Genomic DNA, 25,044 nt, shown 5'->3' on the forward strand with positions numbered 1-25,044 from the left:
GGCACCATGACCGCCACGCTCGTCGCCAAGGGCCTCGCCGGCGGCTACGCCGCACGCACGCTGTTCGACTCCCTCGACCTCACCGTCGCACCCGGGGACGTGATCGGCGTCGTCGGGGTCAACGGTGCGGGCAAGTCGACGCTGCTCCGGCTGCTGGCGGGCGTGGACGAGCCCCTCGCCGGGACGGTGTCGCTCGCACCGACCGACGCCTTCGTCGGCTGGCTCCCCCAGGAGCACGAGCGCGTCGCCGGCGAGACGGTCGAGACGTACCTGGCGCGCCGCACGGGCTGTGCGGCGGCCACCGCCGAGATGGACACCGCAGCGGCGGCCCTCGGCGACCCGGACGCCGGTGCCGACGCCGCCGACCGCTACTCCACGGCGCTCGACCGCTGGCTCGCCTCGGGTGCCGCGGACCTCGACGAACGCGTGCCGGTCGTCCTCGCGGACCTCGGGCTCACGGTCGACACGACGGCGCTGATGACGTCGCTCTCGGGCGGGCAGGCGGCGCGGGTCGGCCTCGCCGCGCTCCTGCTCTCCCGGTTCGACGTCGTGCTCCTCGACGAGCCGACGAACGACCTCGACCTCGACGGCCTCCGCCGCCTCGAGGACTTCGTGCACGGCCTCCGCGGCGGCGCCGTGCTGGTCAGCCACGACCGGGAGTTCCTCGCCCGCTCCGTCACCGCGGTCCTCGAGCTGGACCTGGCGCAGTCCTCGAACCGGCTCTTCGGCGGCGGGTACGACGCCTACCTCGAGGAGCGCGAGATCGCCCGGCAGCACAAGCGCGACGCGTACGACGAGTTCGCCGCGACCAAGGCTGACCTGGTGTCCCGTGCCCGCACCCAGCGGGAGTGGTCGAGCCAGGGCGTCCGGAACGCGATGAAGAAGGCCCCCGACAACGACAAGATCCGCCGCAAGGCCGCCTCGGAGTCGAGCGAGAAGCAGGCGCAGAAGGTCCGGCAGATGGAGTCCCGCATCGCTCGCCTCGACGAGGTCGAGGAGCCCCGCAAGGAGTGGCAGCTCGAGTTCACCATCGGCCAGGCCCCCCGGAGCTCCGCCGTCGTCGCCACCCTGTCCGACGCCACGTTCACCCAGGGCGACTTCACGCTCGGCCCGGTGTCGCTGCAGGTCGACGGGGGTGACCGGATCGGCATCACCGGCCCGAACGGCGCCGGCAAGTCGACCCTGCTCCGCGCACTCCTCGGCAAGCAGGCCCCGACGACGGGCACCGCGAGCACCGGGGCGAACGTCGCGGTCGGCGAGATCGACCAGGCACGCGGGCTCTTCACCGGCTCCGAGCCGCTCGCCGCGCTGTTCGAGGGCCTCGTCCCGGAGATGGCGACCGCCGAGGTCCGCACGCTCCTGGCGAAGTTCGGCCTCAGGGCGGACCACGTCGGGCGCGCCGCCGGCGAGCTCTCCCCCGGCGAACGCACCCGTGCCGGGCTGGCGCTGCTGCAGGCCCGCGGGGTGAACGTCCTCGTGCTCGACGAGCCGACGAACCACCTCGACCTCCCCGCGATCGAGCAGCTCGAGCAGGCGCTCGACTCCTACGACGGCACCCTGCTGCTCGTCACCCACGACCGCCGGATGCTCGAGACGGTCCGTCTGGACCGCCAGTGGCGGGTCGAGGCGGGTCGCGTCTCGGAACGCTGAGACCGCCGGACGGGAGGCCCGGTGCCAGCTGGCACCGGGCCTCCCGTCCGGTGGTGACGCACGTCCCCACCCAGCGTGCGGCCGTCCGCGTCAGTGGTCGGGTGCCTCGGCGATGAACTCGTCGCGCGTGACGCCCACCAGGGCGGTCGTCGCGGTCGCCGCCGCTCCGGCGTCGCCGGCGGCCAGTGCGCGGCCGACGGCCTCGTGGCGGGCCGCCGCGGCGTCGGTCCAGCGGGTGATGGTGTCGCGGGACTCGGAGGTGCGGGTGCGCAGGAGTGCCTCGACCGTGGTCGCGAAGTGCGCGAAGACGGCGTTGCCGGAGCCGGTGAGCAGCGCGCGGTGGAAGCGGACGTCGGCCTCCAGGTAGGCGGCGCCGTCGTCGCGGGCGGCCGCGTCGACCATCTCGAGCGCGGCGGCGAGCACCGGCGCTGTGGCGGCCGGGCCGCGGGCCGCTGCGAGGGACGCGGCGACCGGCTCGATCCCGAGCCGGAGCTCCAGCAGTTCGCGCTGCTGCACGAAGTACCCGCTCGACGCCCCACGCCACCGGATCACCTCGGGTGCGAGCAGTTCCCAGGCGGACGGCGGCAGCACCTGGGTGCCGACGCGTTGGCGGGGTTCGACCAGGCCGAGGGACTGCAGGACGCGCAGGGCCTCGCGGACGACCGAGCGGGAGACGCCGAACTCCGACGCGACGTCCTCGGGACGGAGCACCGTGCCGGCCGGGACCGCTCCGACGGACGTCGGCCGTGTCGTGGCCCCGGCGACGATCCGTTGCCCGAGCGTGTCGAGCACGTGCGCGTGCAGGCCGCGTGGGGTCGCCATCGTTCCTCCGTGCAGTACGTCGTGCGCGCCGGTGTGACGCGATCTCCATCAGACCGGCAGACTGCCCGCACGGGAGGGTGCCGCGCGGGCAGATCGCCATGTAGTCTGATTAATCAGATTATTTGCTCGGCGCAACGCGCGCCAGCACCATCGAGAAGCAAGGCGACGGAGCCACGCATCAGCGGCTCCAGGAAGGGGCACCGATGCCTCACCCCCTCACCGCGGGCGGCCCGGTCACCAGCACCGTGCTCGCCGCCGGGACCGAGACGGTCAAGGCCGCCGGCAGTGTGCCGCAGCTCGTGATCGCAGCGCTCGTCGGCGTCGTCGTGATCATCGTCCTGATCACGTGGCTCAAGATCCACCCGTTCATCGCGCTGACGATCGGCGCGATCGGCGTCGGCATCGGCGCCGGTCTGGCGCCGTCGAAGGCGGTGGAGAGCTTCGGCACCGGCTTCGGCGACACCATGACGAGCGTCGGCATCCTGGTCGGCCTCGGGTCGATGTTCGGCAAGATGCTCGTCGACTCCGGCGCCGCCGACCGGGTGGTGGACACCCTGGTCCGGAAGTCGTCGAAGGCGCTGCTGCCCTGGACGATGGCGCTCATCGGGGCGCTGATCGGCCTGCCGATGTTCTTCGAGGTCGGCCTGGTGCTCCTCATCCCGATCATCGTCCTCGTCGCCAAGCGCAGCGAGGTCCCGGTCATGAAGATCGCGATCCCCGCGCTCGTCGGCCTCTCCACGATGCACGCCTTCGTCCCGCCGCACCCCGGGCCGCTCGTCGCGATCTCGACCGTCGGCGCGAACCTCGGCACCACGCTGGCGTTCGGCATCGTGCTCGCCATCCCGGTGATCATCCTCTCCGGGCCGGTCTTCGCCCGCTTCGCCGCCCGGTGGGTGCCGATCCCGGCCCCGGACCTGTTCGGCTCGCGCGGCGGATCGGAGTCCGGTTCGGGCTCCGGCTCGCGCACGGACCCCGCGCACGAGGGTCGCCAGGCCCGCCGCGGTCGCCCCACCCAGGACACCGCATCGCTGCCGAACGGCAAGAGCGACTTCACGCGGACGATCAGCGAGCCGCGCAGCCCGTCCTTCACGGTCGCACTGATCGGCATCCTGCTCCCCGTCGTGCTCATGCTCGCCGCGGCCATCCGCGAGGCCACCGTCCCCGACGCGTCCGGCCCCTGGGTCGGGCTGCTCGACTTCCTCGGCACGCCGATGATCGCGATCGGCCTCGCCGCGGTCTACGCCATCGTCTTCTTCGCGATCGGCGGCGGCATGGACCGGTCCGCGGTGTCGCGGTCCCTCGAGAGCGCACTGCCGCCCGTCGCCGGGGTGCTCCTCATCGTCGGCGCCGGCGGTGGCTTCAAGCAGGTGCTCATCGACACCGGCATCGGTGGCGTGATCGCCGACGCCGTCAAGGACTCCGGCGTGTCGGTGCTCCTCGTCGCGTGGGTCGTGTCGGCGCTGGTCCGGGTCGCGACCGGCTCCGCCACCGTCGCCACGGTCACCGCCGCGGGCATCATGGCCCCGATCGCGCAGGGGCTGTCCACCCCCGAGACCTCGCTGCTCGTGCTGGCGATCGGTGCCGGGTCGGTGTTCCTCTCGCACGTCAACGACGCCGGGTTCTGGCTCGTGAAGAGCTACTTCAACATGACGGTCGGACAGACGTTCAAGACGTGGACGGTGTTGGAGTGCCTGATCTCCGTGTTCGGCTTGCTCGGGGTCCTGCTCGCCGGGGTGTTCATCTCGTGAGCGACACCACTCCCGCTGCCCTGGACGCCCGCGTCCTCGTCGTGATGGGCGTCTCCGGTTCGGGCAAGTCCACCGTCGCGGCGATGGTCGCCGATCGCCTCGGGTGGGACTTCGCCGAGGGCGACGCGATGCACCCGCCGGCGAACGTCGACAAGATGCACGCCGGGATCCCGCTCGACGACGAGGACCGCTGGCCCTGGCTCGACGTGGTCTCCGGCTGGATCGACGACCACCTGCGGTCCGGTTCGCACGGGGTGGTGACCTGCTCGGCGCTGAAGCGCTCCTACCGTGACGTGCTCCGCGCACCCGGGGTGGTGTTCGTGCACGTCGCTGGGGACGGTGCACTCATCGAGGAGCGGATGTCCGCGCGCACCGGGCACTACATGCCGACGTCGTTGCTCGCGTCCCAGCTGGCGATCCTCGAGCTGCCCGGAGCCGACGAGGCGCACATCACCATCGCCGCCGACCGCACCCCGTCCGAGGAGTCCGCCGAGGTCATCGCCCGCCTCGCCCTGCAGCCCGCGCGCTGACGCCGCGCCGTGCGCGTCCCGAGACGCCGGCGCCACCATGGACGCAGCGGCGCCACCACACGACGCACGCCGCACGGCGCCGCACCGGTCCCGAGACACCGCACCACCCCCGAGACGCCGCCGAATCCGGCGGCGCCCCGCCGCCACAGCGGCGCCCCGCCGCCCGAGCGGCGCCACCACACGGCGGACAGGAGGCCCGGCGCACGGCCGGCACCGAGCCTCCCGTCCGGCACGACGCACGCCGCGCGGCGCCGCACCGGTCCCGAGACACCGCACCGTGCTCGAGACGCCGCCGAATCCGGCGGCGCCTCGCCGCCCCCGCGGCGCCCCGCCGCCTCAGCGGCGCCCGGCCGCCACCGGCGCGCCGCGCCGCGTCCGCGGCCCGCGCAGCCGCAACCGCATCGTCACCGTGCCGAGCCACCGGTCGTACTTGTAGCCGACCTTGCCCATCCGCCCGATCTCCTCGAAGCCGAGCCGCTGGTGCAACCGGATCGAGGCGTCCGCGGACCGGTCCGCGATCACCGCCACGACCTCGCGCACGCCCGCGGCACGGCACTCGTCCAGGAGCGCCTCCATCAGCGCCCGCCCGAGCCCCTTCCCGCCAGATGCCGGACCGAGGTAGATCGAGTTCTCCACCACGCGGTTCGACCGGTCGCGCGGGTTCCACGGGTCGACGAGCGCGTACCCGAGCAGCTGCCCGGACGGGTTCACCGCGACCAGGAACGGCAGCTTCCGCCGACGGATCTCGTCGTACCGCTGCTTCCACGCGGCGAACGACAGCACCGAACCGTCGAACGTCACCGACGAGTTGCGCACGTAGTGCGAGTGGATGTCGCGGATGTCCGGCAGGTCGGAGGGCTCCGCCGCGCGGATCGACCAGACGAACGCGGTCTCCGACGGCGCCGGCGCGCGCAGGTGGCGCGGCAGCACCCGCCGCTGGCGGTATTCCTCCTCGAGCACGATCCGAGCCTACGGGTCACGTCCGACGCATGGGTACGGACCCGGCCTGGAGGCTCGTCACACCTGGGCGGGCAGCGTCCAGTCGACGGGGTCGGCGCCCTGGGCGACGAGCAGCTCGTTCACCTGCGAGAAGGGGCGACTGCCGAAGAACCCGCGGGAGGCGCTCAGTGGGCTCGGGTGTGCCGACGCGACGACGGGTGTGTCCCCGAGGAACGGCCGGACGGAACCGGCCTGCGCACCCCAGAGCACGGCGACCAGGGGTTTTCCGCGTGCGACGAGTGCACGGACGGCCTGCTCGGTGACCCGCTCCCACCCCTTGTTCCGGTGGCTGCCGGCGTCCCCCGCGCCGACGGTGAGCACCCGGTTGAGCAGCATCACGCCGCGCGAGGACCACGGGCGCAGGTCCCCGTGCACGGGCGGGGTCACCCCGAGGTCGTCGTGCAGCTCGCGGTAGATGTTGGCCAGGCTGCGCGGCACCGGGCGGACGCCCGGGTCGACCGCGAAGGACAACCCGATCGGGTGCCCGGGCGTCGGGTACGGGTCCTGCCCGACGACGAGCACCTTGACCTCGTCGAAGGGGTACTCGAAGGCGCGCAGCACCGCGGCGCCGGCCGGCAGGTACGGACGCCCGGCGGCGGTCTCCTCGCGGAGCCAGGCGCCGAGGCGGTGGACGTCGTCCTCGACCGGGGCGAGCGCCCTCGCCCAGCCGGGGTCGACCAGGTCGGTGAGCGGCGCGGGCTGCATCCCGGGTGCCGGCGCCGCTACGCGCCCATGGTCGCGACGGAGACCGACTCCTCGTCGGCCACCACCCGCCACACGCTGCCGGAGCCGCGGACCTCGAGTGCTCCCTCGCCGACGACGAGCACGGTGTCCTCGTCGATGGCCAGGCCCGCCGTGACGAACTCGGCCTCGGCGCTGGCGATGAGCCGGGCGAGCGTGCCGGCCTGCACGGCGTGCACGTCGATGGTGAGGTCGACCAGGCCGAGGCCCTCGCGGAGCTCCACCTCGTCGAGGCCCTCGGAGGCGCCCTCGGGGCAGACCTCGACGCCGCCGACGCGCCAGCCACCGAGCAGCGCCCGGTCGGAGGCGATCATCGCGCCGGCCGAGTAACCGAGGTACGGCAGACCGTCCGAGACGAGCAGCCGGATCTGGTCGACGAGCGGGGCGATCGCGTCGAGGTAGTCCGGGGTGCGGCCGCCGCCGATGACGAGCGCGTCGATGTCGCTGAGGACGGCCGTGCTGAAGGGCTGACCGGGCGCGACCTCGGTTACCAGGACCTCGGCGGCGCGCGCACCACCGAGGGTCTCCGCGATGTCCGCCGTGGACGAGGGGATGCCACCGTCGGCACCGGCAACCGAGAGGAGACCGATGCGCGGGACGCTGCGGCCGACGGCGGCGGACCGGGCGGTCGCCTCGGCGAGGAACGGGGCTGCGGCGTCGGACGCGGCGAGGAGTCCGCCGCCGACGAGGTGGATGCTCACGACTCGGCCGTCACGGGTGCGAGGGCGCTCCACGGGAACGTGATCCAGCCGTCGACCCGGCGCCAGACGTGGTCCGGCTCGAGGACCGTGCCCGGCTTGGAGTAGAGGCACGCGCTGCGGACCTCGGCGCCGGCCTTGGCGATGATGTCCACGACGAGCGCGAGCGTGCGTCCGGAGTCGGAGACGTCGTCCACCACCAGGACGCGCTTGCCCGCCAGGCTGGGGGCGTCGAGTGCCGGTGCGAGCACGACGGGTTCCTCGAGGCGCTGCTCGACGTCGGTGTAGAACTCGACGTTGATCGAGCCGCACTCCTTCGTGCCGAGGGCGTACGCCACGGCCCCGGCGATGATGAGTCCGCCGCGGGCGACGGCCACGACGACCTCGGGCTCGAAGCCGGCGGAGAGGACGTCCTTCGCGAGCAGTCGTGCCGCGTCGCCGAACTCGAGCCAGCCGAGGATCTCTGGCCCGCTCGTGACGGTCACGACAGCGGGCGACGGGGACTCGGCGGGTTCGCTGCTGATCGGCATCCGACCACGGTACCGGCAGGGATGCCGCCGCCGCGACCCGCAGTCACCGCCCGGGCGCGTGCGGACACGGGCCGGGGCGGTGGTCGCCACGCTCGGCGGCGCTCAGGACCGTGCTCAGGACTTGGGCGACAGGTGTCCGCGCGCGAGCTTGTGCTGCGCGGACTGCGCGACCGGACGGATCGTGACGAGGTCGAGGTTCACGTGCGCGGGCAGCTCGACCGAGTGCACGATCGCCGCCGCGACGTCGTCCGCGGTGAGCGGGTCCTCGACGCCGTCGTACACGGCGGCGGCCTTGGCCTCGTCGCCGGCGAACCGCACCAGCGCGAACTCGTCCGTCTTCACCAGGCCGGGAGCGATCTCGACGACGCGGATCGGCTCGCCGTTCAGCTCGAGCCGGAGTGCACCGACCAGGGCGTGCTCGGCGAACTTGGCGGCGTTGTACCCGCCGCCGTTCTCGTACGCCGTGAAGCCCGCGGTGCTCGTCACCGTGACGATGTCGGCGCTCCCGGCATCGGCCGCGCGACGACGCAGCTGCGGGAGCAGTGCCGCGATGACGCGCTTCGTGCCGATCACGTTCACCTCGAACATGGCGCGCCAGTCGTCCACGTCGGACTCCTCCACGCTCGCGGACCCGAACGCGCCACCGGCGTTGTTCACGAGGACGTCCGCGCCGCCGGCCTCCGCGACGCGAGCCGCCAGCGCGGCCACGTCGTCCGCGACCGTGATGTCCGCGACCAGGGTGTCGGCGCCGGTCTCCTCGGCGAGCGCCGCGAGCCGCTCGGCACGTCGGGCGACGGCCAGCACGTCCCATCCGTGCGCGGCGAACAGGCGGACCGTGGCCGCTCCGATCCCCGAGCTCGCTCCCGTGACGACGACGCGACGTGCCATGTGCTTCCTCCAGCGCAGGTCAGATCCGACACCGGATGCGATGTCCGGACAACCGTACCGAACCGGGCACATCACGATCCGGTAACGTGACCGCCGATGACGACGGACGCTGCGCCCCCGGCGCCCTCGGCCCCGGACACGAGGCTCGAGCCCGGGAAGACCCCACGCCGGATCCCGATGTGGGACACCGCGCGCTTCATCGCCGTGACGCTCGTCGTGATCGGTCACGCGATCCAACGGCAGACGACGGCGAGCGAGCACGCCCTGGCGCTGTACACGTTCATCTACGCGTTCCACATGCCGGCGTTCGGCGTGATCAGCGGGTACTTCTCCTCTGCGGACACCCCGACGGCGAAGCGGATGCGGCGGACGATCACCGACATCGTCGTGCCGTACATCATCATGCAGACGATCTGGACCGTGGTGCAGGCCCTGGTCGAGGGTGGCAAGAAGTTCAACCCGACCCAGCCGACCTGGACGCTGTGGTTCCTGCTCGCGCTCGGGATCTTCAAGCTGATCCTGCCGTACCTGGCGCAGCTGCGGTGGCCGCTGTTCTGGGCCGTGGTGTTCAGCATCGGCGTCGGGTACTTCGACAACGTGGACTCGACGCTCTCCCTGTCGCGGGCGATCAGTCTGCTGCCGTTCTTCCTGCTCGGCTGGCAGGTGAAGCAGTGGGGCGTGTTCGACCGCTGGTACGACGCGTCCCGGCGCACCGTCGTCCGGGTCCGGGTCGCCGCAGGCGCGGTGTTCCTGGCGTGGGCGGTGTCCTGCGCGCTGTGGATCCCGCAGTTCAAGGAGTTCGACCTGCACCACTGGTTCTTCTACGACGACTCGTACTCGGGCCTCGGTGAGGACGCCTGGTGGGCCGGCGCGGTGCGCTTCGGGCTGATGCTGCTGGCGACGCTGCTGACGGCGTCGTTCCTGGTGCTGGTCCCCCGTCGGAACGTCTGGATCACGCAGTTCGGCGCGGCGACGATGTACGTCTACCTGCTGCACACGTTCGTGCTCTACCCGATCCGCGAGTCCGGCGTCCTGGCCGGACCGCACTCGGCGTGGCCGTTCGTGCTGCTCATGGTCGCGATCGCGTGCTCGGTGAGCCTGTTCCTGGCGCAGCCGTTCGTCCGCCGGGGCATGCACTGGCTCCTCGAGCCGAACGTCCGCTGGCTCTTCCGCCGCGACCCCGCCTGACCGCCCCTCCCCTCGCACCGTGCGAGGCGCGCCCCCCTCGCACCGTGCGAGGTGCGCCCCCTCGCACCGTGCGAGGTGCGCCCGCACGGTGCGAGCTTCCGTACACGGTGCGGGGGCGGCTGGCCCGCACACTGTCCGCGACGGCGCACAGTGCGGTGCCCTCGTTACGTCACGAGACGGGTGCGGTGGTGCGGGACCGGCCACGTCCGTAGCGTGTGCGACGACGTGACGACGCGCCGTTCCTCCCGACCGGCACCCACGGCGACCCGACGACCAGCTGCACGGACAGGAGCACGCAATGACCGAGAACGACGCCGCGCAGTGGCGGTTCGAGACCACGCAGGTCCACGCCGGCGCGCAGCCGGACCCGACCACGGGCGCCCGCGCCACGCCGATCTACAAGACGACCTCGTACGTCTTCGCGAACTCGGACGAGGCACGTGACCTCTTCGCCCTCGCCAAGCCGGGCAACATCTACTCGCGGATCATGAACCCGACGAACGACGTCCTCGAGCAGCGCATCGCCGCGCTCGAGGGGGGTTCGGGTGCGCTCCTCGTCGCCTCCGGGCAGGCCGCCGAGACGTACGCGGTGCTGAACATCGCACAGGCCGGCGACCACATCGTGTCGTCGTCGTCGATCTACGGCGGAACGTACAACCTGTTCAAGTACACGCTGGCGCGCCTCGGCATCGAGACCACCTTCGTCGAGGACCAGGACGACCCCGAGGAGTGGCGCCGCGCCGTCCGCCCGAACACGAAGCTGTTCTTCGCGGAGACCATCGGCAACCCGAAGATCAACGTCCTGGACATCACCACCGTCGCGAACATCGCGCACGAGGCCGGCGTCCCCCTCATCGTCGACAACACGATCGCGACGCCGTACCTGATCCGCCCGTTCGAGCACGGGGCCGACATCGTCGTGCACTCCGCGACCAAGTTCCTCGGCGGACACGGCACGGTCATCGGCGGCGTCATCGTCGACGGCGGCACCTTCCCGTGGTCGCAGCACCCGGAGAAGTTCCCCGAGTTCAACACCCCGGACCCCTCGTACCACGGGGCCGTCTTCGCCGAGGCCGTCGGCAACTCGCTGGCCTACATCATCAAGGCGCGCGTGCAGCTGCTCCGCGACCTCGGCGCCTCGAGTTCCCCGGACACCGCCTTCGCCCTGCTGCAGGGCATCGAGACGCTCTCGCTCCGCATCGAACGGCACGTCGCGAACGCCCAGGAGATCGCCGAGTGGCTCGACCGCCACCCGGACGTCGCCACGGTCGCGTACGCCGGGCTGCCGACCTCCCCCTGGTACGGCGCCGCCACCCGGTACGCGCCGAAGGGCGTCGGCGCGGTGCTGTCGTTCGAGCTCAAGGGCGGCGTCGACGCCGGCCGTGCGCTCGTGGACAACCTGTCGCTGTTCTCGCACCTGGCCAACATCGGCGACGTGCGCTCGCTCGTGATCCACCCGGCGTCGACGACGCACTCGCAGCTCACGCCCGAGCAGCAGCTCACGACCGGTGTCACGCCGGGCCTGGTGCGCCTGTCGGTGGGGATCGAGAACGTCGAGGACCTCAAGGCCGACCTCGAGGCCGGACTCGCCGCGGCCCGCGCCGTCGCGCAGGAGGGCCTGCGCGCCTAGCCCCGGAGACAGCCCGACCCTGGAACGGACACAGCACATGCTGTGTCCGTTCCGGCGTTCCCACCCTGTCGGCGACCCGCGCGGCGGAGGCGACCCCGGCCTCCCGTCCGGCCGTCGGTGACCACCCGGTCCACGTAACACGGCGACGGGGCGGGGCTCCTTCCGGGAGAATGGACGGACCATGGACTGGCAGACGACTCCCGAGGACTCCGTGCCGTCCACCCTGGTCCCAGGCACCGCACTCGGCACCCTCGGGAAGCCCCCGGTCACCGGCGCCTGGCGCCCCGGCGACCACCCCGGTTCCCGGTACTTCACCGCGCTCGGCGAGCAGTGGGTCCGCGGCGGCCGGCTGCCGAGCGTGCGGATCGCCTACGAGACCTGGGGCGAGCTGAACCCGGCACAGGACAACGTGATCCTGGTGTTCCACGCCCTCACCGGCGACTCGCACGTCGCGGGCGCGCCCGGCCCCGGCCACCGCACCGCCGGCTGGTGGGGCGACGTCGTCGGCCCCGGGCGTGCGATCGACACCGACCGCTGGTTCGTCGTCGCCCCGAACATGCTCGGTGGCTGCCAGGGCTCGACCGGACCGTCGTCGGTGTCCCCGGACGGCGTCGAGTGGGGCTCGCGGTTCCCGTTCGTCACCGTGCGCGACCAGGTCGCCGCGCAGGCGCAGCTCGCCGACGCCCTCGGGGTCGAGACGTTCGCTGCGGTCGTCGGCGGCTCGATGGGTGGCATGCACGCACTGGAGTTCGCCGCCTCGTACCCGTCGCGCGTGTCCCGGCTGGCGGTGCTCGCGAGCACCGCGCAGACCACCGCGGACCAGATCGCCGCGAACTCGCTGCAGCGCGCCGCGATCCAGATGGACCCCGGGTTCGCCGGTGGCGACTACTTCGAGGCCGACCCCGGCGAGGGTCCCTCGCGCGGGCTGTCGCTCGCCCGCCGGATGGCGATGATGACGTACCGTGCGTCGGACGAGCTGAACGGCCGTTTCGACCGGTCGTGGCAGTCCGACGTGTCGCCGCTCGGCGACGACGGCCGGTTCTCGGTGGAGAGCTACCTCGACTTCCACGGGAACAAGTTCACCCGGCGCTTCGACGCGTCCACCTACGTGACGCTGACGCACGCGATGGACTCGCACGACCTCGGGGCGGGTCGGGGCGGTGTCGCCGCGGCGCTCGGGCGGATCACGGCGCGGACCCTGGTCGTCGGGATCTCCAGCGACCGGCTGTTCCCGGTGGAGGACCAGCACCGCATCGCGGCCGGGATCCCGGACACGCTCGACGGGGACCGGGCCGCGGTGATCGACAGCGAGTTCGGGCACGACGGGTTCCTCATCGAGCACGAGGCGGTCGGGGCGCACCTGCGACGCCTGCTCGACTGAGCGGACGCCGTTTCCATAGCGGCTGCAATAACAACTTCGTTGCCAAACCCAACTGGCGGGCGTGCCGAACACCCCCCAACGGGTGTCGCCCGTGGAATGATGGCCGGACCGACCGCACAGGCCGAACCGACCACACCGATCCGCACCGATCGCACCGATCCGCACCGATCAGGACCCCGATGGAACCCCTCGCACAGGAACGTGACCGACTCCTCCGGTCGACGACCCGTGTCGTCGGGATCATCTGCACGCTCGTCAGCCTGGTCGGTGTCCTCTGCTCCCTCGCCGTCCCGGCCGGCCCGCTCGCCGGCGGCGTCGCCTGCATCGCCGTGATGATCGGCGCGCTCGTCGTCTTCGGCTGGAACGGCGCCGTCTGGTGGACGGCCCTCACGCTGGTCTCCGGGCTCGGCGCGCTCGTCCTCCTGACGACCGGGGCCGACCCCGACGCCCGTCCGGTCGTCGCCAGCGCCCTGGTCCCCCTCGCCGCAGGCGGCCTCTCCTCGCTCCTGATGGCGCAGCGCGGGCACCTGGTCGGCCTCGGCCTGACGATCCTCGGCGGTGCGGCCTCGCTCGCGGTGATGGTGAACGCGTCCGGCGGTGTGCTCACCTCCCCGGTCGGGGGCACCCTGCTCGGCTGGGTCCTCACCGCGGTCGTGGCCTTCTGGATCTCCCGCAGCATCCCGCGGGTCGCCCGCCGCATCTACAGCATCGGCACGGCGCACCGCGCGGAGCGGCAGGCCAGCGAGACCGAGGCGCAGCGCCGCCAAGGCGCCCGGCTGCTGCACGACACCGTCCTCGCGACCCTGACGCTCCTGGCGCACTCCGGCGTCGGCGTCTCCGAACAGGCCATGCGCGAGCAGGCCGCCGAGGACGCCAGGCTCCTCCGGCACCTCCGGCTCGGCGCGACGCCGCAGCCGCAGCAGTCCGGCGACTACTCGCTCACCCGCACCGAGGAGTCCCCGCTCGGCCAGACCCTCGAGTCGGTCAAACAGCGCTTCGGCCGGATGGGCCTCGAGGTCAGCTGGCACGGCACCGGGCAGGTCCTGCTCCCGACGAACGTGCTCGACGCGTTCCTGCTCGCCCTCGCCGAGTGCCTGGAGAACGTCCGTCGGCACGCCGGCGTGGCCGAGGCGCACGTCACGATCGTGCACGACAACGACATGGTCCGTGCGATGGTCACCGACTCCGGCGTCGGCTTCGAGATCGGCGCCATCGACGAAGAGCGCCTCGGCTTCAAGGAGAGCGTCGTGAACCGCCTCCGCGAGGTCGGTGGCGACGCCCGCCTCTTCTCCGCGCCGGGTTCCGGCACCACCGTCGTCCTGGAGGCGCCCCGATGAGCCGCATCCCCGAGGACACCATCGGCCGCGGTCTCCCCGGTGAGAGCGCGCAGCCCGCTCCGCGGACCCGACGGGAGGCCCGGGAGCGGTACCGGGGCACGGAACGTCGGCAGGCGCGCGGCCTCCCCTCCACCTCGACCGGCGCACGGTCGCTGCGGCAGGCGGCGAAGCCAGGAGCCTCCCTCGGCGCCGGGCACCTCGGCCTCGGCGCCGCGGTGCTCACCGCGCTCGAGGCCGTCGCGGGCATCGCGCTGTTCCTCGCGCACTGGCCGGACTACACCGACCCCTGGCTGCCCGCCGCCGCGTGGATGCTGTTCATCGTCGCCGCGGTCGGCGTCGGCCTGAGCGTGATGACCTACGGCGAACGCCTCACCGGACTCGCCTTCGGCCTGATCTGCGTCGTGCTCGCCTGCGTCGTGACGCTCGACTTCATCGGCGTCTGGCCCGAACACGACCTCGCCCACACCGCGAGCGCCTCGGTGGCCGCCGGCTTCGCGCTGCTCCCCGTCGCGACACTCCGCCCCGCGCGCGAGGTCGCGGCGGCGATCACGGTCCTGGGGCTGGCGTTCGTCGGCATGTCGATCGCGTCGACCCCGATCACGACGGACACGATCCCCGGCCTGTTCTCGATGCTCGCGCTCGTGATCGTCCCGCCGTCCGTCGCCATCTTCGTCACGCACCGCTTCCGCCAGCTCGTCCAGCGGGAACTCGACCGGGTGCTCGTGCAGTCGAACGTCACCGCGCCGCAGTTCGCGGTCGGGATGCTCGCCTCGGACGAACTCGCCCGACTCGACCTCGCCGCCGAGAAGCTCCTCGACGCGGTCGCGAACGGCACCGACCCGCTCCCCCTGTCCGACGCGTCGTCCTCGGTCGCCGCGTCGCTGGCCACCGAGCTCCGCCTGCACCTCATCGAAGGACGCCGCGAGACCTGGCTGTACCACGCGATCACCGAGTCGGACCACCTCGGCCGCGCCGTCAGCGTCGCCGACCCCAGCTCCCTGGCCGGCCACCTCACCCCGGCACAGCGCGACGGCCTGCTGCAGGCCCTCTGGCAGATGGTCGGCGACGGCCGCGGTCTGCAGCCCGGCGTGCCGATGGTCTCGGTCACGCTCGGCCCCGTCGGCACCGCCGGACACCCCGTCTCGGACGACACCATGGACGTCCCGATCGTCATCGAGTCGCGTGGGGTCACCCGCCGACGGCTCGGTCCGACGGCGTGGAGCGGCCTGGCCCGCATCGGCCCGTACACCGACACGATGCGGGACGGCGCGCTGCACATCGTCGCGCACTGCGTCGTCGACCGGCACCCCACGATGTGACGGGTTGCCGGACACCCTGACCAGCCTGTCCTCGCCGAGTGGGCCCACCACCTAGGCTCGGCCACGCAGACCACGAGAAAGGACGCCAGCATGGCGACTCCAGAGGAACCGATCCGACTCGCCCTCGTCGACGACCACAAGATGCTCCTCGGCGCGCTCACCGAGTGGATCCGCGGCGCCGCCGACGACATCACGCTCGTCGCCGCCGTGACGACCTGGCCGGAGCTCCTCACGAGCCCCGCGTTCCCGGTCGACGTGGTGCTCCTCGACCTCGACCTCAAGGACTCGATCCCGGTCTCGCTGAAGATCTCGACGCTCAAGACCGCCGGCGTGAAGACCGTCGTGATGAGCACCTACTCGGAGCCGAACGTCGTGCGCGAGGCCCTCGGGTCCGGCGCGCTCGGCTACCTCGTGAAGAGCGAGGACGCGGAGATGATCGTCGAGGCGATCCGTTCTGCCCAGCGTGGCGAGCAGTACGTCTCCGCCGAGCTCGACCTGGCGATCAACTCCGGTGATGTCGGCGGCGTGCCGAAGCTCAGCGCCCAGGAGCGCCGCGTGATGGCGTTGTACGGCGGCGGCGAGCCCGTGAAGAGCGTGGCGTACCAGCTCGGCATCTCGGAGGAGACCGCGAAGAGCTACCTCAAGCGCATCCGGGAGAAGTACCGCGTGGCCGGCTTCGACGTCGGCACGAAGGTGGCGCTCCGGAAGCGGGCGATCACCGACGGCATCATCGTGCAGGACGGCAGCCCGCACGGCCTGTAGCAGCGCTGCCGCGCGCGCTCGCGCCCGCGCCCGCGCCCGTTCCGCTGAGATCGCACTCCGCGTCGCTTCGACCACGGTCGCTCTGACACGGAGTGCGATCTCAGCGCGTTCAGGGGACGCCCGAGGCACGCCCTGACAGGACGCCCGCCGTCAGACGGTCGGGACGGGCGCCGTGGTCGGGCCGGTCGACGGGTGCGAGGACGACACGCGCGCACGCTGGGTGGAGCGACGCTCGAAGCCGTAGCTGATCGAGGTCATCACCACGCCGAGGAGCGCCAGCCCGATGCCGAGCCACCCCGGGGCGACGAAGCCGAACCCGGCGGCGATGACGGCGCCACCGAGTGCCGCACCGAGCGAGTTGCCGATGTTGAACGCCGAGTGGTTCAGCGCGGCGGCGATCGTGCGGGCATCACCCGCGACGTCCATCAGCCGCGACTGCACCGCCGGCGGGATCGCGGACGAGGTCGCTCCGAGCAGGAACGCGCCGACGAAGACACCGACGGTCCACTGCGCGGTCAGCACCGTGACGAGCAGCGCTCCGATGAGGGCGAACATGCCGACGTAGATGGTGCGCTTGACGCTGTGGTCGGCCAGGTGCCCGCCGAGGACGCCACCGACGACCATCCCGAGCCCGACGACGACCAGCACGAGCGGCACGGCGCCCTCGGACAGGCCGGTGACGTTCTGCACGAGCGGGGAGATGTACGAGTACACCGCGAAGAACCCGCCGAACCCGACGGCGCCGAGGCCCATCACGAGCCAGACCTGCGGGACGCGGAAGGCGCGGAGTTCCCGTCCGATGGAGGCGGACTCGTCGCGTGCGCTGCGCGGGACGAACGCCGCGACGGCCAGGAACGTCGCCGCGAAGAGCACCGACACCACGCCGTAGGCGACCCGCCAGCCGGCGTTCTGACCGACCCAGGTGATCGCGGGGACGCCGACCACGTTCGCGACGGACAGACCGAGCAGCACCATCGCGATGCCCTTGCCCCGCTTGCCCGGGCCCATGATGTCCCCGGCGACGATCGACGCGATGCCGAAGTAGGCGCCGTGCGGCAGGCCGGCGACGAAGCGCGCGACGAGCACGAGTCCGAACGACGGCAGGAGGGCGCTGGCGATCGTGGCGACCACGAAGCCGACGAGGAGCACGAGCAGGAGCCCCTTGCGCGGGAACTTCGCCGACATCGCGGCGATGGTCGGTGCACCGACGACGACCCCGAGGGCGTAGGCGCTGACGAGCCAGCCGGCATGCGCGACCCCGGCGTCCGGGTCGGCGGCGTACTGCGTCGGCAGGAGTGCGGCGGCGATGTTCGGCAGGAGGCCCATCGCGACGAACTCCGTCGAACCGATGGCGAACCCGCCGAGGGCGAGCGCGATGAGCGCGAGTGCGCGGCGCGCAGGCGTGAGCTGTGACATGGTGCCTGGTCTTCGAACGGGAGAGCGGGTCTGGACCCAGCCGTGGGGCTGGAGGTGCGGCGTGCTGCGGGGCCGCACCAGGCCTCCTGGCAGGGGACGCGTCATCGCGACCGGCGGGCAGCCGGTCCGCTCGACGGTGAACGGAAGCGACCGGGCCGTGAACGGTCCGGTCGGATCAGTGTAGACCGCTCCAAACGCCCACGGAAGTCACCGGCACGAATCGATTCGAGCCGTGGTGCCGCGCGTCAGGCGGCGCGTCGCTCGAGTTCGCGCTCCACGGCGGTCGGCGCAGAGGTCTGGTCGCGGTGCACCCAGCCGGCACCGCACTCGGTGCAGGTCGCCCAGGCGTGCTCGCCGTGCGCGTCGGCGTCGATGACGACCGTCTGCGCGTCGCAGTCCTCGCACCATCCGTCGTGCATCGTCAGGTCCGCCATGATCGCGATCTCCTCGTCGTCACCGGTGCCGCCGGGTGCGGCTCGATGAACCCCATGAGACACCCGACCACCGACATCCGCGGGAGGCCCTCGGCGTGTCGGCGACGCTCCCGCAGCCGCCCGGGTCAAGCGTCGAGGGCCGCCTCGAGCCGATCGATCTTGCCGTCGAGTTCACCGGTGTGCCCGGGGCGGATGTCGGCCTTGAGCACGAGCGAGACGCGGGTGCCGAACGGCAGGACGGCGTCCGTCGCGGCCTTGACGACCGCCATGCACTCGTCCCACTCGCCCTCGATCTCGGTGAACATCGACGAGGTGCGGTTCGGCAGCCCGGATTCCCGGACGACCCGGACGGCCGCCGCGACGGCGTCGTGGACGGAACCGTCCGAGGCTGCGGACGGCCCGCCGGACGGAGCGATGGAGAACGCGACGATCATGCGTCCATCCTGCCCTCGGCGAGCGTCGGCCGCCCGTCCGTGTCGTGGCGGCGGTGCGCCCGGCGGCCGAGCTGCACCACCAGCACCACCGCCCACACCAGGATCGCGACCTCGAGCGCGTTCCGGACCGTCAGCACCACGAGGATCCACGGCTGCACGGTGAGCACCTGGTCGTAGTAGGCGGGGTAGACCAGCTGCGTGAGGAACGCCATCGGCAGTGCCGCCACGGCGACGGGCAGGAAGCGGCGCGCACTCCCCCGGCCGGCGATCAGGCCCCACACGATCGGCACCGCGAACCACCCGATGTACTGCGGCGAGCCCACCTTGTTCGTCGCGACGAGTGCGGCGACGAGCAGCAGTGCCAGGAGTGGCGCGACCTCGGCCCGACGGGCACCACGGGCGACCGCCCAGACGGCCAGCGCGATCCCGACCAGGACGACGAGCGCCATGAGCGGCGTCGACACGGCGGCGGCGAGGTGGGTGCCGGTGCCGGACACCTCGAACGTCAGGATCTCGGTGTCGTAGAACACGGCGGCACCCGGCACGTGCGCGGCGGCGGCCCACATGAACGGCGTCGCGAGCGGCGCCTCGATCTGGAGCGCCCGGCCGGACTGCTGGCCGACGAACGAGAGCAGGTGCGCCGCCCCACCGAACAGCACGTCCACCAGGACGACCAGGGCGGTGACGGTGAGCGCCCCCGCGAGCACGCCCCGGCGGTGCCCGCGCCGCAGCACGAGGAGCACCCCCACCAGCGCGGCGGGCCAGACCTTGATCCACGCGGCGACGGTGAACACCGCGGAGGCGACGGCCGGACGGGACGCCACGAACGCCACGCCGACGAGGGCCACGGCGGTCGCGACGGTGTCGATCCGACCGAGGCCGATCGGGCCGAGGGCCAGCAGGAAGACGAGCCACCACCAGACCACGCGGACCCCGAGGGCACGGAACCGCCAGAGCGACCAGCACGCGAGCGCGTCGAGCACGACCGTGAGCACGAGCCAGCCGGCGCCGATCGCCGCGACGCCGCCCATGGCCGCCGCGGCCATCGGGACGATCGCGACGATCGGGTAGACCCAGTCCGAGTCCATCCCGACCCAGAAGTGCGCGTGCAGGCCGGTCTCGATCCACCGCCGGTAGGTGATGGTGACGTCGCCGAGCGGCAGGTTGGCCGTCACCGAGGTGAGCCACCACAGCACCGCGTGCACGACCAGGAGCGCCACGGCGAACCAGGCGACCTCGGACCGATGCGACTTCAGCACCGGACGAGCGTACCGACCGTGCCGAGGTCGGACCTCACACCGGACGAGCGCACCGATCGTGCCGAGGTCGGACCTCGCACCGGACGGACTGCGGCCGCACCCAGGAGTTCCCGAGGGTGACGTGTCACCGTCGTCCCCGTGACCACGAACGGGAGCCCCGAGCGCCAGCGCACCCCCCGCGACCGACGGCCGGGGTCCACCCGCCGCCGCACGGCCACCATCTGGATCGCCGTCGCCGCGGGCGTCGTCGTCCTCGGTGTCGTCGGCGTCGTGGTCGGCACGACCGTGTACTCGAACACCGAGAACGCGAAGGCGTCGGCCGCGCCGAGCGTCGCCGCCAGCCGGGCTCCGTCCACGCTCGACACGAGCGACCTCGCCGGCACCTGGACGGTCGGCGGGGACTCCGAGGCGGGCTACCGCCTGCACGAGGTCCTGAACGGGTCGGACGTCACCGTCACCGGCCGCACCGACAGCGTGACCGGCACCGCCACCGTCGCCGGGTCGTCGATCACCGCGGCGCAGATCGAGGTCCAGGTCGCCGACATCGCCACCGACTCCGAGCAGCGCGACTCCTACTTCCGGGACTCGGCGCTCGACACCGCGGCGTTCCCGACCGCGACCTTCACGCTCACGAGCCCGATCGCCGACGCGGTCCCGTCGGGCAGCGGCACGAAGCAGGTCGAGGCCGCGGGGAACCTGACGCTGCACGGGGTCACGAAGGCCGTCACCGCGACGCTCGAGGTCGGGCTGAACGGCGACGGCGTCGACATCTCCGGCTCGATCCCGATCACGTTCGCCGACTTCGGCGTGCAGGCGCCGAGCCTGGGGTTCGTCAAGGTCGACGACGACGGCGCGGTCGAGTTCCTGGTCCACGCGACTCCGTCGAAATGACGCCGGCCTCGTCATGACGCCCCGGCGTCGTCGTGACGCCGTCGGTCAGGTCCGGTCCCAGGTCTTCACCCAGTCGATCTCGAGGTGCCCTGGCTTGCCCCAGTTCCCGATCTGGAACATGAACCGGTGTGCCGTCGTCGGCACGTGCTCCGTCACGGTGAGCACGATCTGCCCGTCCACGTAGTACCGGACCGCCTCGCCGGGGATCCACTCGGTCGTGTAGGTGTGCCACTCCCGCCAGGTCGCGTCGGTGTGCAGCCCGACCGCGCTCCGCTCGTGCCCTCGCACCATCGAGTGGCTGAACGCGCCGACGGTCCCCTGGAAGGTGCCCTCCGGGAAGTCGACCTCACCCTCGGACCACACGTTCGAGGTCGGCCACAGCATGAAGGCGGCGCCGTTGCCGTCCCCACCGGTGGCCCGAGCGCGGACGCTGAAGGTCCCGCCGACGTGACCCCAGGCGCCGGTCGGGGTGCCGAACGTGCCGGCTGCTCCGCGCTTGCCGTCCATCGCGACGTCCATGTAGCCGTCGTGCGCGCTGATCACCTCGCCCGACCAGTACCGGTCCGCCATGCCGTCCGGGTAGGGCTGCCACGAGTTCGCGTACGTGGCGGCGAACTGCCCGCCCGCCGCGGCCGGCGTGTCGAAGTCCTCGGAGAAGGTGGGTGCCGCTCCGTTCGCGGGCACCGTCGGGGTCGGTGAGGGCGACGCCGTCGCAGCCGGCGACGCGGGGTCGCCGACCCACGGTCGGGCGTCGGCGGTGGAGACGGTGCCGAGTGTGACGCCCGCGGCGATGACCGCGGCGAACACGAGGAGGGACCTGGAGACCTTCATCGGTCGTCCCGGCATCGGGTGGGAGCTGTCGTGCTGCCGTCGTCGTCATCGACGTGGCACACGACGCGGTGTGCGTCCTGCATGGTCGTGGATCGCTTTCTGGGTGGGCGGTTCCGGGGCCCCGGCCGGCCGTGCTCACGGTCGGGCGGCGTCCCACACGGCTCTGTCTACGCGTCCCCCGTGCCCACCACGAGGACCCCGCCCCCCGCCTGCGGGATGGGTGCGGGCTCCCGCGCCGCATGCGTGATCCCGCGGTCGTTGCGGCTTCCCGCGAGCGCGGGTGCCGCCTCCGCTGCGCTCCGGCCGCCCGCATCGACGCGCGCCGTGTCGAACGGTGCCGACGCACACCCCACCGGCCTGGAGGCTGACCACTCGTCCGGCACCAAGCCTCCCGTCCGGCGGTGGTCGCGACCAGTGCACGTGGCCGCCACCGCCCGCACCGTGCGTCCGCACCCCGCTGCCGGCTGCCCGGCGCCGGACGCTCGTGCGGCGGCACTGGTGCGGCGGCACCCGCGCGGCGGCGCGCGCGCATGGTGGCGCCCGCGCGGCGGCACCCGCGCGTGGCGGCACCCCGTGCGGCGGCACTCGTGCGGCGGCTCCCCTGCGGACGCACCCGTGCGGCGGCGCGCGTGCGGCGGCGTCATACGACACCGCAGAAGTCGTTCGACCGATGCCGTGTCGAACCTTGCGGACGTATCGGATGCGTCCGCACGGTTCGACACGGCAGAAGTCGATCGACCGGTGTCGTGTCGGAACCGCCGCGCCGTCTGCCGCCCGCCTCGGGGCGGCGCCCGTCAGGCCGGCGCGTCCCCGGTCACGAGGAGGTCACGGACGACACCGGGCAGCGCCTCGATGAGCGCCGTCATCGGGAACGGCCCGCCGCCGGACGCCCGCCGCGCGGCGGTCCCGTGCACGACCGCCGCGGCAGCCGCCAGGTGCGCGAGGTCGTCCGGCCCGACGTCCCCCGAGCCCGCGCGCGTGGCCACGAGCGCCCCGAGCACCCCGCCGAGGACGTCCCCCGCGCCGGCGGCCGCGAGCCACGGCGTGGCCGAGGACGCGACGAGCCGCACGGACCCGTCAGGCGTGACGACGTGCGTGTCCGCGCCCTTGAGGAGCACGACGCTGCCGGTCTGCTCGGCGGCCCGGAGCGCCGCGCCCCTGGGGTCCTGCTCGATGCTGTCCCGGTCGGTCTGCAGCAGTGCCGCGAGCTCCCCGGCGTGCGGCGTCAGCACCGCGAGGGGCCCGAGGTCCACGAGCGGGATCGCCCCGGCGTCCACGACCACCGGCACGCCGTCGTCGGCGGCGTGCCGGAACGCGGAGGCGGTGGTGTCGTCGAGGTCGTCCAGGGACCCGGCGCTGATGCCCGACCCCACGAGCCACGCCTGCACCCGGCCGACGCCGGCGACGACCTCGGGGCGACGGGCGAGCACGGAGTCCGTCGCACGGGACGGTCCGACGTACCGGACCATCCCCACCCCGGTGTGCACGGCCGCGTCGACCCCCATCACCGCGGCACCCGGGTAGGTGTCCGAGCCTGTCGCGACGCCGAGCACCCCGCGCCGGTACTTCGTCGACTCCGCGGTCGGCGCGGTCGTCCACGCGGCGGCATCGGACACGGAGAAGGGCACGAAGTCGTTCATCGACCCCACGTTACGGTGGAGCGCATGAGCCTGTTCCTGCCTGGTCGCGTCGTCGTGTTCGACTACGGCGAGGTGATCAGCCGCACACCGACGGCCGCGCGGGACGCCCTGCTCGAGGCCACCGGCCTCACCGCGGACGAGCTGTTCCCCGTCTACCAGGAGCTCCGGCACGACCTGGACCGCGGCGACCTCAGCGTGCTGGAGTACTGGCGCGCGATCGCCGACCGCACCGGCAGGTCCTGGACGGTCAGTCAGGTCCACCGGCTCTGGGCGATCGACTACACCGGCTGGTTCGAGGTCGACCCCGCGGTGCTCGACCTCGTCGAGGAACTGCACGACGCCGGCACCCGCCTGGCCCTGCTCTCGAACGCCGGCTTCGACTTCGGCGACCCGTACCGGCGGTCACCGATGGGATCGCTGTTCGAGACCGTCGTGGTGAGCGCCGAGGAGCACGTCCTGAAGCCCGACGCATCCATCTACCGCGACACCTGCGACCGTCTGGGAATCGAGCCGGGGCAGATGGTGTTCGTGGACAACAGGGCCGAGAACGCCGCGGGCGCGGAAGCGATCGGGGCGGTCGGCCACCACTACACGTCGCCCGCCCTGCTCCGCACCGCACTGGAGGAGCTGGCGGAGACCGCACCCCGAGAAGGAGCCACCGCGTGACGCACGCCCTGTTCGAATCGATCACCATCCGCGACCTGACCGTCCGCAACCGCATCTGGGTCTCGCCGATGTGCCAGTACTCGGTCGAGCAGCAGGACGGCGTGCCGACGCCGTGGCACCTCGTGCACCTCGGCGGGTTCGCCAAGGGCGGTGCCGGCGCGGTCGTCGTCGAGGCCACCGGTGTCGTTCCCGAGGGACGGATCAGCCCGCAGGACCTCGGCCTCTGGAACGACGAGCAGCGCGACGCGTTCCGCCCGATCGTCGACTTCATCCACTCGCAGGGTGCAGCGGCGGGCGTGCAGCTCGCCCACGCGGGCCGGAAGGCATCCACCTACCGTCCCTGGGAGTCGTCGCACGGCACCGTCCCGGCGTCCGAGGGTGGCTGGACCGCCGTGGGCCCGTCGGCCGAGGCGTTCCCCGGCTACGACGTCCCGCGTGAGCTCTCGACCGAGGACATCCGCCTGGTCGCGGTCGGCTTCGCCGTCGCCGCGCGTCGCGCCGTCGAGGCCGGCTTCGACCTCGTCGAGCTGCACGCCGCACACGGGTACCTGCTGCACCAGTTCCTCTCCCCGTTGAGCAACCACCGCACCGACGAGTTCGGCGGCTCGCTGGAGAACCGCGCCCGCGCCCTCCTCGACGTCGTCGACGCCGTGCGGGCCGAGGTCGGCGAGGGCTTCCCCGTCGTCGTCCGGTTCTCCGCGACCGACTGGACCGAGGGCGGGCTCACGCTCGCCGAGGTCACCGAGGTCGCCCGCTGGGCTGCCGAGCACGGCGCCGACCTGGCGGACGTCTCCACCGGCGGCAACGTCGCGAGCGCACCGATCCCCGTCGGCCCCGGGTACCAGGTGCCCTTCGCGGCGGAGATCAAGCGCTCCGCCGGCATCGGTACGATCGCGGTCGGGATGATCTCCGAGGCGTTCCAGGCCGAGCAGATCGTGGCGACCGGACAGGCGGACGTGGTGATGGTCGGGCGGGAGTTCCTCCGCGACCCGGGCTTCCCGCTCCGTGCTGCGCGCGAGCTCGGTGTCGAACTCGACTACGAGCCGCAGCAGTACCACCGAGCAAGCGTCACGAAGTAGGGCGGATTCTCGGGTTCCGACCCCACCGCGTGATTACGATGATGACCACTGTGGACGATCCTCCGAATCCTTCTTCGCCCCACCACTCATCCGGCGCTCACTCAGTGAGCTGCCCTGACTCGTCGTGTGCCCCGAGCGCTGTCCACCCGCAGCGCGCGCTCCGCCCCTGGG

24 protein-coding genes are annotated in these 25,044 nt (G+C 72.6%); 12 read left to right on the plus strand and 12 right to left on the minus strand.

Going from position 1 to position 25,044, the window contains the following annotated elements; translation table 11 throughout:
• Positions 1-6: 6 nt before the first annotated feature.
• Positions 7-1,650 carry an ABC-F family ATP-binding cassette domain-containing protein gene (locus ACIPJY_RS03780; RefSeq protein WP_400459265.1) on the plus strand — a complete coding sequence of 548 codons (1,644 nt, stop codon included), beginning with the start codon at positions 7-9 and terminating at the stop codon, positions 1,648-1,650.
• Between the two features lie 90 nt (positions 1,651-1,740).
• On the opposite strand, the gene ACIPJY_RS03785 is transcribed toward ACIPJY_RS03780, so the two are convergent.
• On the minus strand, positions 1,741-2,472 hold the full coding sequence (locus tag ACIPJY_RS03785) for a FadR/GntR family transcriptional regulator (RefSeq protein WP_400459262.1): 732 nt from the start codon (positions 2,470-2,472) through the stop codon (positions 1,741-1,743).
• Between the two features lie 203 nt (positions 2,473-2,675).
• Between ACIPJY_RS03785 and ACIPJY_RS03790 the strand changes: the two genes are divergently transcribed.
• Positions 2,676-4,220, plus strand: coding sequence for a GntP family permease (locus ACIPJY_RS03790; protein WP_400459260.1), 1,545 nt, complete (start codon positions 2,676-2,678; stop codon positions 4,218-4,220).
• A complete protein-coding gene (locus tag ACIPJY_RS03795) occupies positions 4,217-4,750 on the plus strand; it encodes a gluconokinase (RefSeq protein WP_400459258.1) in 534 nt (177 codons plus the stop codon). Before ACIPJY_RS03790 ends, ACIPJY_RS03795 begins: the two co-directional genes overlap by 4 nt.
• A gap of 336 nt (positions 4,751-5,086) precedes the next feature.
• Here ACIPJY_RS03795 and ACIPJY_RS03800 read toward each other — a convergent pair whose 3' ends face one another.
• The 5 genes from ACIPJY_RS03800 to ACIPJY_RS03820 form a co-directional block, all read right to left on the minus strand.
• Positions 5,087-5,710 (minus strand): GNAT family N-acetyltransferase, encoded by a 624-nt coding sequence (locus ACIPJY_RS03800; RefSeq protein WP_400459255.1) that lies wholly within the window; start codon positions 5,708-5,710, stop codon positions 5,087-5,089.
• A 57-nt stretch (positions 5,711-5,767) separates the two neighbouring features.
• Complete coding sequence (locus tag ACIPJY_RS03805) at positions 5,768-6,454, minus strand: uracil-DNA glycosylase (RefSeq protein ID WP_400459252.1); 687 nt, start codon at positions 6,452-6,454, stop codon at positions 5,768-5,770.
• Between the two features lie 17 nt (positions 6,455-6,471).
• On the minus strand, positions 6,472-7,191 hold the full coding sequence (locus ACIPJY_RS03810; protein WP_400459250.1) for a Type 1 glutamine amidotransferase-like domain-containing protein: 720 nt from the start codon (positions 7,189-7,191) through the stop codon (positions 6,472-6,474).
• Positions 7,188-7,718: a phosphoribosyltransferase gene (locus ACIPJY_RS03815; protein WP_400459247.1), complete on the minus strand. Its 531-nt coding sequence runs from the start codon at positions 7,716-7,718 to the stop codon at positions 7,188-7,190. The genes ACIPJY_RS03810 and ACIPJY_RS03815 overlap by 4 nt, the downstream gene beginning before the upstream one ends.
• 114 nt (positions 7,719-7,832) lie before the next feature.
• Positions 7,833-8,606 (minus strand): SDR family oxidoreductase, encoded by a 774-nt coding sequence (locus tag ACIPJY_RS03820; RefSeq protein WP_400459245.1) that lies wholly within the window; start codon positions 8,604-8,606, stop codon positions 7,833-7,835.
• 96 nt (positions 8,607-8,702) lie between these two features.
• On the opposite strand from ACIPJY_RS03820, the gene ACIPJY_RS03825 reads away from it, so the two are divergent.
• The 6 genes from ACIPJY_RS03825 to ACIPJY_RS03850 all read left to right on the plus strand — a co-directional run bounded on the left by ACIPJY_RS03825 (position 8,703) and on the right by ACIPJY_RS03850 (position 16,223).
• A complete protein-coding gene (locus ACIPJY_RS03825) occupies positions 8,703-9,794 on the plus strand; it encodes an acyltransferase family protein (RefSeq protein ID WP_400459243.1) in 1,092 nt (363 codons plus the stop codon).
• 298 nt (positions 9,795-10,092) lie between these two features.
• Complete coding sequence (locus ACIPJY_RS03830; RefSeq protein ID WP_400459242.1) at positions 10,093-11,424, plus strand: bifunctional o-acetylhomoserine/o-acetylserine sulfhydrylase; 1,332 nt, start codon at positions 10,093-10,095, stop codon at positions 11,422-11,424.
• Between the two features lie 181 nt (positions 11,425-11,605).
• Positions 11,606-12,805, plus strand: coding sequence for a homoserine O-acetyltransferase (locus ACIPJY_RS03835; RefSeq protein ID WP_400459240.1), 1,200 nt, complete (start codon positions 11,606-11,608; stop codon positions 12,803-12,805).
• A gap of 179 nt (positions 12,806-12,984) precedes the next feature.
• Entirely contained in the window at positions 12,985-14,142 is a 1,158-nt protein-coding gene (locus tag ACIPJY_RS03840; protein ID WP_400459238.1) for a sensor histidine kinase, read from the plus strand.
• On the plus strand, positions 14,139-15,461 hold the full coding sequence (locus tag ACIPJY_RS03845; RefSeq protein WP_400459236.1) for a hypothetical protein: 1,323 nt from the start codon (positions 14,139-14,141) through the stop codon (positions 15,459-15,461). Before ACIPJY_RS03840 ends, ACIPJY_RS03845 begins: the two co-directional genes overlap by 4 nt.
• 90 nt (positions 15,462-15,551) lie before the next feature.
• Entirely contained in the window at positions 15,552-16,223 is a 672-nt protein-coding gene (locus tag ACIPJY_RS03850) for a response regulator transcription factor (RefSeq protein ID WP_123653658.1), read from the plus strand.
• A gap of 150 nt (positions 16,224-16,373) precedes the next feature.
• Here ACIPJY_RS03850 and ACIPJY_RS03855 read toward each other — a convergent pair whose 3' ends face one another.
• From ACIPJY_RS03855 to ACIPJY_RS03870, 4 genes are all read right to left on the minus strand, one after another.
• A complete protein-coding gene (locus ACIPJY_RS03855; RefSeq protein WP_400459234.1) occupies positions 16,374-17,639 on the minus strand; it encodes an MFS transporter in 1,266 nt (421 codons plus the stop codon).
• Between the two features lie 245 nt (positions 17,640-17,884).
• Positions 17,885-18,073 carry a hypothetical protein gene (locus ACIPJY_RS03860; protein ID WP_400459232.1) on the minus strand — a complete coding sequence of 63 codons (189 nt, stop codon included), beginning with the start codon at positions 18,071-18,073 and terminating at the stop codon, positions 17,885-17,887.
• Between the two features lie 125 nt (positions 18,074-18,198).
• Complete coding sequence (locus tag ACIPJY_RS03865; RefSeq protein ID WP_400459230.1) at positions 18,199-18,507, minus strand: MTH1187 family thiamine-binding protein; 309 nt, start codon at positions 18,505-18,507, stop codon at positions 18,199-18,201.
• On the minus strand, positions 18,504-19,766 hold the full coding sequence (locus ACIPJY_RS03870; protein ID WP_400459228.1) for a glycosyltransferase family 87 protein: 1,263 nt from the start codon (positions 19,764-19,766) through the stop codon (positions 18,504-18,506). Before ACIPJY_RS03870 ends, ACIPJY_RS03865 begins: the two co-directional genes overlap by 4 nt.
• A 138-nt stretch (positions 19,767-19,904) precedes the next feature.
• Here ACIPJY_RS03870 and ACIPJY_RS03875 point away from each other — a divergent pair, with 138 nt between their 5' ends.
• Positions 19,905-20,657, plus strand: coding sequence for a YceI family protein (locus ACIPJY_RS03875; protein WP_400459226.1), 753 nt, complete (start codon positions 19,905-19,907; stop codon positions 20,655-20,657).
• 45 nt (positions 20,658-20,702) lie between these two features.
• On the opposite strand, the gene ACIPJY_RS03880 is transcribed toward ACIPJY_RS03875, so the two are convergent.
• Positions 20,703-21,488, minus strand: a complete 786-nt coding sequence (locus tag ACIPJY_RS03880; protein WP_400459225.1) for a glycoside hydrolase family 16 protein — start codon at positions 21,486-21,488, stop codon at positions 20,703-20,705.
• Positions 21,489-22,282: 794 nt separating this feature from the next.
• On the minus strand, positions 22,283-23,128 hold the full coding sequence (locus tag ACIPJY_RS03885) for an NAD(P)H-hydrate dehydratase (protein WP_400459222.1): 846 nt from the start codon (positions 23,126-23,128) through the stop codon (positions 22,283-22,285).
• Between the two features lie 24 nt (positions 23,129-23,152).
• Here ACIPJY_RS03885 and ACIPJY_RS03890 point away from each other — a divergent pair, with 24 nt between their 5' ends.
• Complete coding sequence (locus tag ACIPJY_RS03890; protein ID WP_400459220.1) at positions 23,153-23,794, plus strand: HAD family hydrolase; 642 nt, start codon at positions 23,153-23,155, stop codon at positions 23,792-23,794.
• Positions 23,791-24,873, plus strand: a complete 1,083-nt coding sequence (locus tag ACIPJY_RS03895; protein ID WP_400459217.1) for an NADH:flavin oxidoreductase/NADH oxidase — start codon at positions 23,791-23,793, stop codon at positions 24,871-24,873. Before ACIPJY_RS03890 ends, ACIPJY_RS03895 begins: the two co-directional genes overlap by 4 nt.
• Positions 24,874-25,044 lie beyond the last annotated feature (171 nt).

The sequence above is a fragment of the Curtobacterium sp. NPDC090223 genome, assembly GCF_044746585.1.
In the GTDB taxonomy this organism is placed as follows: domain Bacteria; phylum Actinomycetota; class Actinomycetes; order Actinomycetales; family Microbacteriaceae; genus Curtobacterium.

Excerpts from the sequence above, each read along its gene's own strand:
- ACIPJY_RS03780 (WP_400459265.1), top strand. The coding sequence starts at position 7 with ATGACCGCCACGCTCGTCGCCAAGGGCCTCGCCGGCGGCTACGCCGCA.
- ACIPJY_RS03785 (WP_400459262.1), bottom strand. The coding sequence starts at position 2,472 with ATGGCGACCCCACGCGGCCTGCACGCGCACGTGCTCGACACGCTCGGG.
- ACIPJY_RS03790 (WP_400459260.1), top strand. The coding sequence starts at position 2,676 with ATGCCTCACCCCCTCACCGCGGGCGGCCCGGTCACCAGCACCGTGCTC.
- ACIPJY_RS03805 (WP_400459252.1), bottom strand. The coding sequence starts at position 6,454 with ATGCAGCCCGCGCCGCTCACCGACCTGGTCGACCCCGGCTGGGCGAGG.
- ACIPJY_RS03815 (WP_400459247.1), bottom strand. The coding sequence starts at position 7,718 with ATGCCGATCAGCAGCGAACCCGCCGAGTCCCCGTCGCCCGCTGTCGTG.
- ACIPJY_RS03820 (WP_400459245.1), bottom strand. The coding sequence starts at position 8,606 with ATGGCACGTCGCGTCGTCGTCACGGGAGCGAGCTCGGGGATCGGAGCG.
- ACIPJY_RS03825 (WP_400459243.1), top strand. The coding sequence starts at position 8,703 with ATGACGACGGACGCTGCGCCCCCGGCGCCCTCGGCCCCGGACACGAGG.
- ACIPJY_RS03830 (WP_400459242.1), top strand. The coding sequence starts at position 10,093 with ATGACCGAGAACGACGCCGCGCAGTGGCGGTTCGAGACCACGCAGGTC.
- ACIPJY_RS03835 (WP_400459240.1), top strand. The coding sequence starts at position 11,606 with ATGGACTGGCAGACGACTCCCGAGGACTCCGTGCCGTCCACCCTGGTC.
- ACIPJY_RS03840 (WP_400459238.1), top strand. The coding sequence starts at position 12,985 with ATGGAACCCCTCGCACAGGAACGTGACCGACTCCTCCGGTCGACGACC.
- ACIPJY_RS03845 (WP_400459236.1), top strand. The coding sequence starts at position 14,139 with ATGAGCCGCATCCCCGAGGACACCATCGGCCGCGGTCTCCCCGGTGAG.
- ACIPJY_RS03850 (WP_123653658.1), top strand. The coding sequence starts at position 15,552 with ATGGCGACTCCAGAGGAACCGATCCGACTCGCCCTCGTCGACGACCAC.
- ACIPJY_RS03855 (WP_400459234.1), bottom strand. The coding sequence starts at position 17,639 with ATGTCACAGCTCACGCCTGCGCGCCGCGCACTCGCGCTCATCGCGCTC.
- ACIPJY_RS03860 (WP_400459232.1), bottom strand. The coding sequence starts at position 18,073 with ATGGCGGACCTGACGATGCACGACGGATGGTGCGAGGACTGCGACGCG.
- ACIPJY_RS03865 (WP_400459230.1), bottom strand. The coding sequence starts at position 18,507 with ATGATCGTCGCGTTCTCCATCGCTCCGTCCGGCGGGCCGTCCGCAGCC.
- ACIPJY_RS03880 (WP_400459225.1), bottom strand. The coding sequence starts at position 21,488 with ATGAAGGTCTCCAGGTCCCTCCTCGTGTTCGCCGCGGTCATCGCCGCG.
- ACIPJY_RS03885 (WP_400459222.1), bottom strand. The coding sequence starts at position 23,128 with ATGAACGACTTCGTGCCCTTCTCCGTGTCCGATGCCGCCGCGTGGACG.
- ACIPJY_RS03890 (WP_400459220.1), top strand. The coding sequence starts at position 23,153 with ATGAGCCTGTTCCTGCCTGGTCGCGTCGTCGTGTTCGACTACGGCGAG.